A 15064-nucleotide genomic window follows, 5' to 3' on the forward strand; every position below is an offset into this window, starting at 1 on the left:
TTCTCAATGCAAAATCAGGAGATTATTCCTATTGATAGAATAAAAAAGAGTCCCCGAAGGGACTCTATGCAAACTCTGCTTCTATATGATATCTGGGAAAAAGGATGTTGTTCTCCAGATGAATATGTTCAAACGTCATTCCTTCTAACTCTTCTAGGCGCGCATAGGTCAATCGATACGTAGTGCACGCGTGTTCCGGAGGTGTAAAATCCTCAGTAATCTTGCGAATCTGTCGTAAAATATCGCCTGCAGCATCATGCTCATCCTCCAGCTCAGCCAGAGCAGCACGTAATTCTGTCAAGCTGGCTGCTCCCGAATCAGCACTATATGCCAAAATCCTAGGGAACTGAGTATCCTCTTCCTTAGCTGTATGGTCAAGCAGTTCATCCATCAGCTTGTGGAACAGCTCGTGTAGCTGGGCCAAATGTGGAGAGCTTCCTCCATGAACGCGAAATACTTTGTTGACATTCTGTGCGATTAGAGGCAATTCCTGACGCAGGTAATGATGATGCTTATCCACAATATGCTGAATCAGTTCAGAGGAAGGAGCATAGTTCCATACTGTTTCTTCTTCCAGAACCGGATGTTCCATCAGCAGTTTGTTCAGGTCGGCAAGCACAGCATCCTTGTCCAATCCCCGTTCAGTGACAGCTTCTCCAAGCGGTCTATCTCCACCGCAGCAGAAATCAATTCGATTAACTTTAAAATAATCCGCAGATTTAGGAAATAGCAGTACTACATCTCTTACCCAAGTTTCATTGCTAAAACTGCTCTCCGGCGTTGGCCGGGAGGCTGAAACTCTATTCATAGGTTGTCTCATAATTGTGGGTTCCTCCTTCGGTTGGCGGTTCAGGTTGGTCTACCCTTCCACTTTACCTCCGACAGAAACCTTGACTTGTGATTTAGCACACAGCAATTGAAACGTTTTATTGAACAAAGGCCTGCATATACGTACGCTTGCCTTTGGCATCCTTCACATAAGGGCCGAGTCCGGCAAACCGGGCATGATCCATATAAACACCAGTCATCCATCGACCTTCCGTCAGCCCGCCATCCCATTGCAGGACCACATCGGGTGCTGAGATCCATTCCTGGTACACGCGAATATGCTGATCCTTATACTCTTTACAGGGCTTCGAGCGCTCAAGCAAAGGGAATTTGCTCAGATAGGTTGGCACGAAGTAAGAGGAGATCGTATCCAGATCCTCTTCAGTCAAAAAGGGCTCCCCGCCCAAAAAGGGTTCGAACAATATCGTATTCTCATACATGGACCAGATTACAGCCTGAAGTACCATGCTTTGTCTGATGCCATTGTGGAATTTGTACTTCCGCTGTACGCCGGATGGACGAATCTCAGCGGGAGGTGACGTAGATTCCAGGCAGTGACGTTCACAACCGATACATTTAAAGCCGGACGGACCTTGAATCCACTTCTGAAAAACAGTTCCACCATCGTTATCTCCCTTATAAAGGGAAGAAATAATATTGTAAGGCACACCGATCCACGCATCCCACACGGACTTAGGAAGATGGCTGTGAAGCATAAACAGTGTCTTGTCATAAATAAGCTGCACCTTAATCGAAGCAGCCTCCAGCTCGGCAACATCCTTTTTTCCATACGTTATTTCCCGGGAAAACAGGGTAGTCTTCATCTTCTCGCCTCCTGTTAGTTGTGCTGAATCTAAAGCATGCATCTCAAGCAGCAACGTGGTACCCGGGCTGACTAGAGAATACTTAGGCCGGACAACAGGACAAAACATGCGATTGGAAATCATCCCCACGAAGTATGGGCAATGTTTTTTCTATTATATTACACAAATCTCGACTTTGTGCAACCATTCCCTATCCAATTTTAAGTAAATAAGTAATTTCATAGTTGGACAGACCTGAATACCATAGCTGAGCTATCAGAGGTTGAAAAAAGCCCCTCTCCAATACAGGAGAAAGAGGCTATCTACAAGTCATTGACCGGATGCAAGCTACTCAACCCAGCTCTCGGCCCATACAGAAATTTGTTTCATGACAGGCTCAAGTGCCCGTCCTTTGTCCGTCAACTCATATTCAATCCGTACCGGAGTTTCTGGATAGACATGGCGTACCAGAATGCCTTCGCATTCCAGATCCTTCATCCGCTCCGACAGCATCTTGTCACTCATCGAAGGGATCAGACCGGAAATATCCTTGAAGCGTTTCGGCCCGCTCATTAACGTCTGAATAATTAGTCCATTCCACCGCTTGCCAAGGAAAGAAAAAGCCGTCTCAAATCTCGGACACATTGTCAGTTGATGTTGTTCCATTGTTTTCACCTCTCACTAATAAAACTTACTATTAGTTAGTATATAAAATTTTACCACACTTCAACCCCGATGAACATCGTTTGCCAAAAAAAAGTTAATACTGACATAATAATTGCCGTTTCTTACTACTCTCCGTCACCCTGTGAAGAAGCGCGTTCCGCTATCGCTTCAGTGACTACGAAGGCCAGATCATCATTGCCATACAGCGACAACACGCCGAGCACCGTATCATTGGAAATGAATCCGGCTTCTTCCTCAGATACGGTCAAGGAGAGCGCATGGTGCAGAGCTGCATTGTTCTCCTGATGCGGGTAAGCCTGCAAATATAAGGCATGCGGGTCCAGCTTATTGTTCACACACCACTGGGCAAAAACAAGAATCATCATTTCTTCATCACGCTTATAACTCTCAATAATCTGTTCTTCCATTTGTTTACGCTGGTCATCCATTTTATGTATGTCCCCTTTCTGTTCTCCTCAATCCGTAAGCTCTTCCGCCAGCTTGTGGCTTGCCAATACGGCTGCGGCCGCGATGCCGCATTGCTCCGGAGAGTCAATATGGCTTAGAAAATCATCCACAGCGCCGCTAAAGCCCCTTCTCTGGAGTATCGTATCCCAGCTACCAAAGCCCTGGCTACGCGGCAAGCCACCTTTTTCATAGAGTACCGCTGTCTCCAGGTTCACTACCTCCGCTGATCTACCGTTTCCGTGCAGCTCCAGCTTCTCCAGATCTGTTCCGGCATCCCGGATCATACTGAACATCCCTGACGCTCCACTACTCCAACCCAATAGACCTGAGGATTGCAGCAATTGTCCCTCTTTGTTACTTTGCAGCATGGATCGTAACAGCTCATAGTCATTGCCGCACAGCCATAGCAGCAAATCCAGCATATGAATCAGATCATCATACACCGTCTCCCGGCTACTGCCAGACTGAAGCTCTGTTCGATGCTTAACGGCAGTACATTGACTGATGCCACCCGCCTGCTCTAACCAAGCCTTCGCTTGCATATACAAAGGAGCGTACCGGCGGTTAAACCCTACAGCCAGCAGAACCCCTTGCTCCTGAGCAAAAGAGGCCATTTCCTGCGACTCCTTCAAGTCATATGAGAGCGGCTTGTCCACATAGACTGAGACTCTGCGTTCTAGACATTTCATAACGATATCATAATGGGAGGGTGTTGGGCTATGTACAAATACGGCATCCACATCCCAGGACAGTAATTCATTCAAATCGGTCGTGCCCTGAGGAAAACGATAGGTCTCTACCGTATCTCGCACAGTTGTCGCGGAACGGCTCAACACTCCCGCGACCTCCACATGTGGATGGTTAGCCAGCAGTGGCAGATATACTTTACGCGCAATACCACCGATGCCGACCAGTGCAACTCTTTTTCGATCAGGAACTATCATGTCGTGAGCTCTCCCCCTCTTGAAGTCTGAATGTTCATCACGTATACACTCTTCCAGCTATTATACCTTGAACTGGTGACCCGACAAATGACCTTTGCTTCAATAATTTCATTTTTTTCAGTATGATGAGATGAAGAGATGGAGGAAAGGGCATATTAAAATGAGAAAATGGTTGCCGATTCTGTTGTATATTGCGGGTATAGGCGCAGCTTTTATGTACAGGAATGACATCCTGGACTGGATGCGAAATGTTCAAAACCCGATTTTGTCGGTGGGAATGGCCACCGTGCTCGCTTTATTTCCGGTAGTGCCCTACAAGGCCGTCATCGGATTATTCGGCTATGTATATGGGAGTCTTGCAGGTGCGGTGATCTGCTGGTTAGCGACTAACCTGGCCGCAGCCTTGATGTTCATTGGCGTAAAGTACTGGTTCCAGGGCAGAGCCCGAGCCTATCTGGCCTCTATTCCCGCGCTTGAAAAATTCACAGCTACTGTGGAACGCCGTCCCTTCGCTTCTGTCGTATTGGCCCGGCTGCTGCCAATCATCCCGCAGACTGCGGTCAACGCTTACGCCGGAGCAGCAGGCCTGCCCTTCTGGAGCTTTTTACTGGCATCAGGCTTAGGCAAAATCCCCGGGATCGCCCTGTTCGCATATCTTGGCGGCAATGGGTTGAGCAATCCAAGTAATGCTATTATTGCTGTCCTGCTGTACGTGGCTGTGATTGGCCTAGCAGGGCTATCATTACGCTCGCGTCCAAATGGGGCTTAATGGAGGCAACTGCTGGCAGGCGGCCCATATTTGTTTTATAATTAAATTGTGATCTATTTAATTGCATTATCCGAATGGAGGGATATTAATGAGTGAAGTTCATAAGAATCATATAGAATCCAAAACGGAACAAGCCACCTTCGCAGGCGGATGCTTCTGGTGCATGGTATCCCCTTTTGAGGAGCTACCGGGCATTATCGACGTAGTCTCAGGTTATACCGGCGGCCATACAGAGAACCCTACCTATGAAGAAGTATGCTCCGAAACTACGGGCCACGTAGAAGCGGTGCAAATTACGTTCAATCCGGATATTTTCCCATATCGCAAGCTGTTAGAGCTGTTCTGGCAACAAATCGACCCTACCGATGAAGGCGGACAGTTCTACGACCGTGGAACTTCGTACGGCACAGCGATCTTCACCCATTCCGAGGAACAACGGGCTGAGGCAGAAGCTTCCAAAGCCGAGCTTCAGGAGAGCGGCCGCTTCTCCAAGCCAATTGTTACTCCTATTCTTCCAGCGTCCAAGTTCTATAGGGCTGAAGAATACCATCAAGGCTATCACCACAAGAACCCGGGGCATTACAAACGCTACCGCACTGGCTCCGGCCGGGATGCTTTTATCGAACAACACTGGTCCCATAAGGAAGACAAGGAAAGCCTGAGAGAACGTTTGACCCCACTCCAATATGAAGTGACACAGAATAATGCGACAGAGTCGCCTTTCCGCAACGAATTCTGGGATCATCACGGGGATGGCATTTATGTAGATATCGTATCCGGCGAGCCGCTGTTCAGCTCTGAGGACAAATACGACTCCGGCTGCGGCTGGCCGAGCTTCACCCGTCCGATCCGCGATTACTCCGTCAAAGAAAAGACCGACCTCAGCCACCTGATGGTCCGTACGGAAGTCCGCAGTAAAGAAGCCGATTCTCACCTCGGCCATGTGTTCAACGACGGCCCCGGCCCTAACGGCCTGCGCTACTGCATCAACTCCGCTGCACTGCGGTTTGTGCCCAAAGAAGACCTTGAAGAAGAAGGATACGGGGAATACCGGGTACTTTTTCAGCAAGCTTAATTAGCGGGGATGGGTATTGGTAAGAGTATGAGTTCGAGCACGCGTTAGAGTACGAGCTTGAGTAATGAGTTTGAGTACGTGTGTGCGTTTGAATAATGAGCAGCAACTAAAACTTCGACATATAAGTACAGACAGGAGCCACTACGCTGTTTATACAACACCGTTAAATACGAATAGCTGACCTGCTATTGTGCTTCTCACAGTAATATCAAAGCCAAAGACAGAGCCGCCAAGCTTCACGGAATACGTGAGACTTGACGGCTTTTTTGATCTTGCTGTGTGTACCATTAGTGGAAATAGTAAAGAAATACGGAATATCTATTGCCAACAATGAAATCTAACTAGAATGCTCGTTACTAACTCCTGTGATTAACTCCTGTTACTAATTCCGTTACTCACTTCTGGCTTATACCCAAAAGGTACAAGCTGATCATCCCCCACACTGTTGGCTAACTGGAGATTCTCCTGTTAATTCAAACATTTCTCCAGATATTCACACAATAACAGGACTGCCTTGTTCGCTTACAACGACTCTGGTTATACTCATCAGATTGTTCTAAACGAACTGATCCCTCTGCTCGATACACTTGTTTGTTTGTATATTAAATGGTCTACCCGATTTTTTTCTTTCAACAAACGCAGTACCTTCTACCTCCACTTAGCTTCAGCAACAAATGAGGCAGGTTCGCGTTCCAGTACAAATTTCTCACCCGCATACATTACTTTTTATCACGGTTACCATTCTCACGTTCATCCACAGGATCAGCCCCGCCCTGTGGCGCTTGCACATCTTCCGATTGTGACTTCTCTACCTTAAGCTGCGCCTGGTCTGCTTTCGCCTGCGTCTGGTTTGCTTTCGCCTGCGTCTGTTTGATCTCCGGTGACGGCTGCCGGATTTCCGGCGTTTTCTCTTGCGTCCGCCCCGTCTGCCGGTTCGCTTCCCGAATCAATTGAGATTGTTCACTCTGCCGGCGCTGTCTTCTTCTACGATAAGCAAAAACGATAATCAGAACAAGCGCTGCACCGATTAATATTGGCAAAGCACCGGCCAGGATCACCACAATCCACTGAAAGGTAACAGATAACGCATTCAAGCTGCCGCTCAGGGCCTGAGATGCGCGTGTACCGAGTGGATCCTGACCCTTTTTCTTCATCACATCAAAACTTTCGTCCGTTTGGTACAAACGTAGCTCTACAGTTGAAAACGAAACATTCTGGTCAATGTAACGCATTCTCCCTTTGATCCGTTCAATCTCCTCCTGGATGGAACCCAGTTCGTTGGCAAACGCGACAAGGTCAGCGGGTTTGGTCGCTTTTTTCATAAATTCGGTATATTGGGCTTCCATCATTTGCTTAGCCTTCAGCCGGGACTCAAGATCTACATATTCTTCAGATACATCCTGCCCCTGAATACTACGCTGGAGTTTCGCATGCTTCACTTTTTCAAGATTACTCAAAAAAGAGGAGAAGCCAGATGCAGGTACCTTCATAATAAAAGTGCCACCCTGCTCATATTCAGACATATTCTCGTTGAACTCGATAATATAGCCTTGGGCAAGCGTCACCATGTTGCGAACCTCAGTCTGAGCCTTAGCGTAGTTATCCACTTCCATGTTCAGATTGGCGCGATAGATCAGCTTCTTGTTCAATCCAGCTACTACGTCACTGCCTGTAAATCCGGCACCAGCCTTGCCGGTATTTAACGCTGTAGAATCTCCTGCGGTGTCCGTACTACCGTCTCCTGATCCGCCCTCGGCGCTGGCGTCCGAATCGGCAGAAACATTAGACATAGACTTGTCCGCCATCTCAGATTTTTGTATCAGCGCCTCACTGTCAAATTTACTTTCAGAGCTAGCCGTTCCCGAATCCGCAGCCATATTACTGCTGTTCTTGTCAGCCGATCCGCAACCCGTGACGACAATAACCAAAATCAAAAACCAAATCCCATACAGCCCCCATTTTCGCATCGCCATACCCCCATAATTTAGTAGAATACTTCTTTCTACCCAGACGATTCCAGAAGCTGGAAGGTTGCATGTTATTAAAAGTTTTGCATAAAGTGATAAAGAATCCTAGTAAAAAAACAAAAAAACAGAAGTATCCTGATCAGGATGCTACTGTTTGCGAACAGTCACTTTGTTTGGTACAATTACGGTGTCTTAACAGACAAATAACACCAAAAACCCTAACATCCAATTAGGATGAGGGCATGGTTCTGTTCGGACAAGCTCCACCTTGCCGAGCAGTGCATTCCATTTAACGATGCAGTCATTTTACTAAAGGGGAGGTGAACCCTTATGGCAAAAGACGTAATCTGTGAAGTCAACTCCTGCACCCACTGGGCAGAGGAGAACAAATGTCAGGCTGATTCCATCTTTGTTGCTTTCCACAGCTCCAAGGAGCCAACACGTGCGGAAGAAACAGATTGTAAAACATTCGAGAGCAAGTAAGCCTACCCGGAAGGAACCCTCCACGGTTCCTTCTTTTCTCATTTATTCTATCAAGAATGAGAATTATTATCAAGTGTATCGCTAAAAAAAGAATATACAATAAAGAAGTAGTCCTAAACGCCAGAAGACGTGGACACGCCCTTTGCAGTCTACACACAACCTTACTTACTGCTGTATGCTCTTGCTTGTCTACAGCATGATCTTGTTTGCATGCAGTAGGCACTTGCTTATCTAGTGCTTGCTTCTGCTCACCTGACGCAATCTCTCGCTTATCTGCTGCTTGCCCCTGCTCACCTGACGCATTCTCTCGCTTATCTGCTGCTTGCTCCTGCTCACCTGACGCATTCTCTCGTTCGCCACTAGATTGTATCTGTTCCTCGCCCACTCCATGCTCTTATTCTCCTGCTGTGCCCATACTCGCCTTCCCCTACGCCCTTGCTCGCCTACTGTATGTTCTTACTCACTTTTCTCACGCCCTTGCCCACCTGCTGTATGTTCTTACTCACCTTTCCCACGCCCTTGCCCCTGCTAAATGCGCTTCACCCTCTTTCCTAAGCTCTTGTCTTCCTTTTGTATGCCCTTGCTCACTTCCTGTTTAGCCTAACTCAAGTCAGCTAAAATGGCCTGAGTGAACCGGGCCAATTCTAGTGCCCAATAACAAAAAACCAGCAGGCCCCCCACGAAGGGAGATCTGCTGGTTATCTTTTTCCGTTGCTATATCATAGCTTACAGCGCGGTATTTACACTTTGCTTGGGCTAGTCTTGGCTCTTGCGATCGCAGCGGCCTCAACCATGTTGCGCAGGGCGCTTTCGGTTTCTGCCCATCCGCGGGTCTTGAGTCCGCAGTCTGGGTTGATCCAGAACAATTCTGGTTCCAGTACACGCAGAGCGCGGTCGATGTTGACTGTCATTTCCTCTACAGCTGGGACACGCGGGCTGTGGATGTCGTATACGCCAAGGCCGATGCCTTTATCGTAGTCTTGCTCCTCAAAGCTCACGATCAGTTCGCCATGGCTACGGGAAGTCTCAATGGAGATAACGTCAGCATCCATATCGGAAATGGAATCGATCATGTTGTTGAACTCGCTATAGCACATATGCGTATGAATTTGAGTCGTGTCTTTGACATCGTAAGTGGAGATACGGAACGCTTTAACCGACCAATCCAGGTAGTGCTGACGGTCTTCTGGCTTCAGCGGCAGACCTTCACGGATCGCTGGCTCATCCACTTGGATCATCTCAACTCCAGCGTCTTCCAACGCCTTCACTTCATGACGCAGTGCAATTGCGATTTGGTTCGCTACTTCTTCACGGCTCAAGTCATCGCGGACGAACGACCAGTTCAGGATCGTTACCGGTCCAGTCAGCATGCCTTTTACCGGAAGCTTGGTGCGGGATTGTGCATAGACGCTCTCTTTAACTGTCATTGGCTCGATGAAAGCAACGTCAGCATAGATTACTGGCGGCTTCACGCAGCGGGAACCATAGGATTGCACCCAGCCGTTGCGAGTGAACAAGTATCCAGCCAGCTTCTCACCGAAGAATTCAACCATGTCTGTACGTTCGAATTCACCGTGTACGAGTACATCCAGTCCGAGCTTCTCTTGGAAAGTGATGACTTCGTCGATTTGATCACGGATATATTGATCATAACGCTCTTGGTTCCATACCCCTTTGCGCCATTTGAGACGTGCTTGGCGAACTTCTGGTGTTTGCGGGAAGCTTCCGATCGTTGTTGTTGGCAGCAACGGCAGATTCCATTTCTCCTGTTGTACTTTCACACGCTCTGCGAATGGCAGGTTACGGTTTGCAGGAAGTTCAGCCAGCTTGCGCACTTCTGCAGCGATATCTTCACGGCCGCGCTCAGGCAGGGCACGGAAGGTAGCAAGTGCATCGCGGCTAGCTTGCAGCTCGGCAGCAACAGCATCACGGTTTTCCAGTGCAGAGCTGATCAGCTTCAGTTCAACCAGCTTCTCGTTCGCGAATGCCAGAGCGTTCTTGATTACGGATTTCACCTTGTCTTCGCCTTCTACGGTTACCGGTACATGCAGCAAGCTGGAGGATGGTTGCAGGAACACACGGTCCAAGCTAACATGAGTCGCCAGTTTGTCCAGCAGAGCCAGCTTAGCATCCAGATCGGAGCGCCAGATGTTACGTCCGTCGATGATACCAACGCCGAGAATCTTGTCTTCCGGCCAGCCCAGACGCTCGATGGATTCGAGGTTTGTACCGCCATCGTGTACGAAGTCCAGACCCAGACCTTGTACAGGTAGCTTAAGAAGTGCTTCAAGCGGTTCAGCAGCTTCGAAGTAAGTTTGCAGGATGATGTTCAATCCAGGCACAGCTGCAGCGATTTCTGCATAAATCGTCTCAAGCAGGCTGATATCTTCATTGGTAAGCCCGGTTACTACCGCAGGCTCGTCCACTTGTACCCATTTCACGCCTTCTTGCTTCAGCTCTTGAAGCAGTTGCACATATACTGGCAAGAAACGCTTCGCGATTTCAGCCGTTTCAGATGGCTGGAAGCCTTTGGACAGCTTCAGGAAGGTGTAAAGGCCGATGACAACCGGCTTGCCTTCGATACCGGCTTGCGCTTTAGCAAAACGATAAGCCGCAAGTGGCTTGTTCTCAGTCAGACGCGGCGTTTGGTTGCCGATCTCTGGAACGATATAGTGATAGTTCGTGTTGAACCATTTAGTCATTTCGCATGCAGTAGCTGTAGCGTTACCGCGAGCCATTGCGAAGTAAAGGTCCAGTCCGATGTCTCCGCCATCGTATTCATACCGTGGAGGTACAATTCCGAACATTACGGCTGCATCCAGCACGTGGTCGTAGAATGTGAAATCATTGACCGGAATCAGATCAATACCGGCTTCTTTTTGTGTCTGCAAATGCTCAAGCTGGATTCTTTCCATTTCGGAACGGAATTCAGCTTCATTTTTTTGGCCGGACCAGAAGGTCTCCAGGTTCTTTTTCCATTCACGGTTTTTCCCGATTCTCGGGTACCCGAGGTTACTTACTTTTACTGTTTGCGTCATTCCTAGGTTCCTCCCTTATCTCACTAATAATCTATATGCGTCATGTTTTATACCCAAAAAAGGCGTCTCTCCCTGTAAGAAGTCAGAGGGAAAGACGCCCTAGTATTATACATACTGGTAGCTGGTCTAACACCGTCCTATCTTCCGTAGGTAAAGCTGTGCTGTCGAAACAGGTAGGTCTCCTGGCTGCGGCGTCTACATCTCCAGCCGTCTTCCCGAACAGCATATGCTGTCAGTGACGAGGGTTGCTGAAGACTCTTCCGTTACAGTGGCGGGACCGCGTCGGTCTTGCACCGAACTTCCCTATTAAGCCACCCGGTATGCCTTGGCATCCGGCAGGCACCTGTATCCGTTATTCAGTTTCGGGAATGAATATAACGTCATCATACTGGAATACCAAGTAAACCGCAATAGATTATGAGTGTAGCAGTTATACGGAATCCTTATAGCCAGTTAGAAGAAAATAATATACACCACTGCTGCCAGCACAATTCGGTAGATCGCGAAGGGCATCAGCTTGACCCGATTGATCAGTTTCAGGAAGAAACGCATCGATATCAGCGCGAAAACAAAGGCACTTATGAAGCCAGCGATGAAGAACGGCAAGGAATCCATCGTAAAGTATTGCCAGTTCTTGATTAGGGAGATTAGCGTAGCTCCGGCCATGACCGGCACGGCCATAATGAACGTGAAGTCAGCAGCTGCCCGGTAGCTCATCCCCAGCAGTACACCTCCGGAGATGGTGGAACCGGAGCGGGAAAAACCCGGCCACAGGGCGAAGCACTGCATCAGGCCAACGCCCAGCGCCTGCTTGTATGTCACTTGATCGACCGTTTCGGTCTGAACCTTCTTTGGGGCGAAACGATCGGCACAAATCATAAATACCGCACCGATGACGAGACCAATCAATACAGTTGCCGTCGAAAACAGATGGTCATCAATGTAGTTCTCTGTCAGTACGCCAAGGACTCCGGCAGGAATGAGACCAATCAGCACCATGCGAAGCTTTAGATGCCCTTCACCGGCAGGTAACTGTGGTTGTCCATCCGGCACAGGCTGCATTTCTTTGCGGCTGAACCGCTTCAAGCCGAGCAGATCAATAAATCTTTTCCAGAAAATCACTACAACCGCCAGGATCGAGCCTAGCTGAATAACTACTTTAAATGTATTTGCCGTATGTTGGCCCAGAAATGCCTGTGACCGCAGCCACATATCATCCACAATAATCATATGACCAGTAGAGGATACGGGAGCAAACTCGGTTATACCTTCGACGATGCCAAGAATAATTGCTTTAATAATCATGAGCAGGTCCATGTTAAATCCTCCTTAAATTTTTCTTCAGATTGCGCAAGTAACGACTCCGGATGAAGAAGAAATACAATACCTGCGCGACAAAATAAACCGCCAGCACCGCACCAGTCTCGGTCACGATTGATAAGTAGAACAGGCGCTGCAGGGCGATAAAAGCAAATAGGCTATGCAGGATAGCCAGTCCGATCGGTACAAAGAACATCAGGGCTAGCTGGAATGTCACAATCCGGTTCAGTTCCCGATCCGTTAATCCCATCTTGTCCAGGGTGGAATATTGCAGACGATCATAATCCAGATCCATGTACAGACGGAAGTAAAGAAAGCTTCCAGCTGCAATGAAGAAGACGGTGCCCACAAGCAGAGAAGCGAACAGCATTGTACTGTACAGAGTCTTGTGGATCTCAAACAATGTGCCGCTGACTGCAATGGCATAGGGATAATCAGCAGTGTATGCCCTCTTGCCCTTGACCGAAAGATCGGCTGCGATTCCAACCGTTTGCAGCAAATCCGCAACATAGAATCCCGTGTACCTATCAGTCTGCACGGGGCGGATAGCGGCATACAACTCATCGTTAACCACAATGCCGCTAAAGTCACCCCCGTCAACGCCGTCCAGCGCCGGGAGCAGATGGTTCGCAATCGGTAATTCCTCGGTGTAGCCGGTCTCGCGAATTGAGTTTCCCTGCCGCAGTGTATATGTAGCCTTGACTCGTTCACCCGTCAGGCTACGGTCCCGCTGAGAGCCGATCATGACCAGCCCGTCATGACCTTCAAGCGGCCTTTCAGACGAACGGAATCCAGCCTTCATCAGCGCCTGCTTATAAAGACTGTAGGAGATCAGGGGCAGCAGCCGCGTCCGATCCGGCCCAGTCTGCGATTCCACCTCTGCATATTTAATAGGGATGCTAAGTGTATCAAAGATCAGGCCACGGCCTGCGAGCTCCCTGCGAATGCTGTCCAGGTGCCGCTCTGTTTCTGCCGCGTCCTCCGTCCCCTTTGCCACATAGCCAACAGCTGCCGGGTAATTAAGCTTCAGTTCCCGGGTCAACGTCTGAATGGAAGCAAATACACCAACAGAAGTGAATGATACGGCCGAAATAATCGTGATGATGAAGAACATGCGTCCGTTCTCTCTCCAGCGGGATGACAGGCCAGAGAGTGCGATCAGGTTAATCCGATGCCAGTAGAAACGCCGGGTTCTCTTCAGCAGCTTCACAATGTAGATGCTCAGTTGGGTATAGAACAGATACGTTCCAACAACCGTAATGACCACGACTGGGAACATAATGACATCTACCAAAGCCGCGCGTACTGTGGCGGCCATAACGTAGCCAGCGATCAGGAAAACTGCTGACAGCAGCACAAGCACTATAGAGATTTTAGGTTCTTCCTCATGCTTGCTTTCCCCTTGGAACAGCGGCATCGGATCTTCAGGGCCGGTTAGTGCAAAAGTACAGAGCGAGATCAGACCAAACAACAGCACAAAGCTGCAAATGGTCAGCACTGGGGCCTGCCAGGGCAGATGAAAGGAAAGCGAATGAATGCCAAGAAAGCCCGAGCCGATCATCAGGAACAGCTTGCCAAGCAGCAAGCCCAGCCCGGTACCGGTGAAAATTGCCGCGCTGCCGATCATCATATTTTCCAAAAAGACCATCAGGTGCAACTGCCGCCTAGTCATCCCATGCATCAGTAGAATGCCGAACTCCTTCTTGCGGGATTGCAGGAACGAACTCACAGATACCAGTACGAAAAGGGAGCAAAACACAAAAATGGACCCTTCGGCGACCATCATCGTCTGCGTTGCAGTACTGAAAATCAGATCCTTGGACAGAGCCGGGTGATAAATAAACAGGGCACACAGAAAGAAGATCATCACCGAGAACGAGCTGCTGACAAAATAGGCGGCATACTTCCGCTTGTTACGAATTACATTTCTATAAGCGAACTGCCGAAAGGTCATGGCCCGCGCCTCCCAGAAGCGACAGCATGTCAATGATATTCTGAAAGAAGGCGGCCCGGCTGCTGCCCCTGTACATCTCACTATGGAACCGCCCGTCTTTGATAAAAATCACCCTGTGACAAAAGCTCGCAGCCACGGCATCATGTGTAGCCATCAGCACCGTCGCTCCCTCCGAAGCATTGATCTGCTCCAGCATACCCATCACTTCGCCCGATGTTGTGGAGTCCAGATTGCCTGTAGGTTCGTCGGCCAAAATCAGCGCAGGCCGGTGGATCATAGCACGGGCGATCGCCGTCCGCTGCATTTGCCCGCCGGAAATTTCGTACGTCCGCTTCTTGAGCAAGTGCCCAATGCCAAGCGCTCCTGATACCTGTAGCAGCCTGCTTTCCATCTCTGGAACAGAGGCACCGGCCAGTGTCAACGGCAAAATGATGTTCTCTTCCACGGTGAGCGTGTCGAGCAGATTGAACTGTTGGAATACAAAACCCAGCTCATGACGGCGGAACAAGGCCTTCTCTTGTCTGCTGAGCAGATTAGGGTCTCGTCCACCAATCGAAATCTCACCGGAGGTCGGCTGATCGATAGTGGCGATGACGTTCAGCAGGGTCGTTTTCCCGCTTCCTGAGGGGCCCATAATACCGACGAATTCACCCTTTTCCACAGCAAACCGGATATGATTCAGCGCGTGCGTGGACACTTGGCCCTCATAAATTTTGGATAAATTATTGACTTCAAGTATGGGCAAGTGC

13 protein-coding genes and 1 riboswitch are annotated in these 15064 nt (G+C 49.0%); of the genes, 3 read left to right on the forward strand and 10 right to left on the reverse strand.

The window, feature by feature from the left end; translation table 11 throughout:
* Positions 1 to 64: 64 nt before the first annotated feature.
* The 5 genes from ric to ACFVU8_RS11165 form a co-directional block, all read right to left on the reverse strand.
* The gene (gene ric / locus ACFVU8_RS11145; RefSeq protein WP_387427387.1) at positions 65 to 820 is read right to left on the reverse strand and encodes an iron-sulfur cluster repair di-iron protein; all 756 of its coding nucleotides are present in this window, start codon (positions 818 to 820) and stop codon (positions 65 to 67) included.
* 106 nt (positions 821 to 926) lie between these two features.
* Positions 927 to 1652, reverse strand: coding sequence for a hypothetical protein (locus ACFVU8_RS11150; RefSeq protein ID WP_387427389.1), 726 nt, complete (start codon positions 1650 to 1652; stop codon positions 927 to 929).
* Positions 1653 to 1979: 327 nt separating this feature from the next.
* On the reverse strand, positions 1980 to 2297 hold the full coding sequence (locus ACFVU8_RS11155; RefSeq protein ID WP_175373008.1) for a winged helix-turn-helix transcriptional regulator: 318 nt from the start codon (positions 2295 to 2297) through the stop codon (positions 1980 to 1982).
* Positions 2298 to 2422: 125 nt separating this feature from the next.
* A complete protein-coding gene (locus ACFVU8_RS11160) occupies positions 2423 to 2746 on the reverse strand; it encodes a hypothetical protein (protein ID WP_379465692.1) in 324 nt (107 codons plus the stop codon).
* Between the two features lie 27 nt (positions 2747 to 2773).
* Positions 2774 to 3709: a Gfo/Idh/MocA family protein gene (locus ACFVU8_RS11165; protein WP_387427391.1), complete on the reverse strand. Its 936-nt coding sequence runs from the start codon at positions 3707 to 3709 to the stop codon at positions 2774 to 2776.
* A 160-nt stretch (positions 3710 to 3869) separates the two neighbouring features.
* On the opposite strand from ACFVU8_RS11165, the gene ACFVU8_RS11170 reads away from it, so the two are divergent.
* On the forward strand, positions 3870 to 4478 hold the full coding sequence (locus ACFVU8_RS11170; RefSeq protein ID WP_387427393.1) for a TVP38/TMEM64 family protein: 609 nt from the start codon (positions 3870 to 3872) through the stop codon (positions 4476 to 4478).
* A gap of 88 nt (positions 4479 to 4566) precedes the next feature.
* Positions 4567 to 5553 carry a peptide-methionine (S)-S-oxide reductase MsrA gene (gene msrA / locus ACFVU8_RS11175; RefSeq protein WP_379465695.1) on the forward strand — a complete coding sequence of 329 codons (987 nt, stop codon included), beginning with the start codon at positions 4567 to 4569 and terminating at the stop codon, positions 5551 to 5553.
* Between the two features lie 719 nt (positions 5554 to 6272).
* On the opposite strand, the gene ACFVU8_RS11180 is transcribed toward msrA, so the two are convergent.
* Positions 6273 to 7520 (reverse strand): DUF4349 domain-containing protein, encoded by a 1248-nt coding sequence (locus ACFVU8_RS11180; protein WP_387427395.1) that lies wholly within the window; start codon positions 7518 to 7520, stop codon positions 6273 to 6275.
* A 330-nt stretch (positions 7521 to 7850) separates the two neighbouring features.
* Between ACFVU8_RS11180 and ACFVU8_RS11185 the strand changes: the two genes are divergently transcribed.
* Complete coding sequence (locus ACFVU8_RS11185; RefSeq protein WP_175373001.1) at positions 7851 to 8003, forward strand: DUF1540 domain-containing protein; 153 nt, start codon at positions 7851 to 7853, stop codon at positions 8001 to 8003.
* Positions 8004 to 8743: 740 nt separating this feature from the next.
* Here the strand turns inward: ACFVU8_RS11185 and metE are convergent.
* From metE to ACFVU8_RS11205, 4 genes are all read right to left on the reverse strand, one after another.
* Positions 8744 to 11041 (reverse strand): 5-methyltetrahydropteroyltriglutamate--homocysteine S-methyltransferase, encoded by a 2298-nt coding sequence (metE, locus tag ACFVU8_RS11190; RefSeq protein WP_175372999.1) that lies wholly within the window; start codon positions 11039 to 11041, stop codon positions 8744 to 8746.
* A 155-nt stretch (positions 11042 to 11196) separates the two neighbouring features.
* Positions 11197 to 11403, reverse strand: a riboswitch (cobalamin riboswitch).
* A 91-nt stretch (positions 11404 to 11494) separates the two neighbouring features.
* Entirely contained in the window at positions 11495 to 12358 is an 864-nt protein-coding gene (locus ACFVU8_RS11195) for an undecaprenyl-diphosphate phosphatase (protein WP_379465698.1), read from the reverse strand.
* 1 nt (position 12359) lies between these two features.
* Positions 12360 to 14315 (reverse strand): FtsX-like permease family protein, encoded by a 1956-nt coding sequence (locus ACFVU8_RS11200; protein WP_387427397.1) that lies wholly within the window; start codon positions 14313 to 14315, stop codon positions 12360 to 12362.
* The gene (locus ACFVU8_RS11205) at positions 14290 to 15060 is read right to left on the reverse strand and encodes an ABC transporter ATP-binding protein (protein ID WP_379465700.1); all 771 of its coding nucleotides are present in this window, start codon (positions 15058 to 15060) and stop codon (positions 14290 to 14292) included. The genes ACFVU8_RS11200 and ACFVU8_RS11205 overlap by 26 nt, the downstream gene beginning before the upstream one ends.
* Between the last annotated feature and the right edge of the window lie 4 nt (positions 15061 to 15064).

Source organism: Paenibacillus sp. NPDC058177 (assembly GCF_042883835.1).
Taxonomy (GTDB): Bacteria; Bacillota; Bacilli; order Paenibacillales; family Paenibacillaceae; genus Paenibacillus_AQ; species Paenibacillus_AQ agri.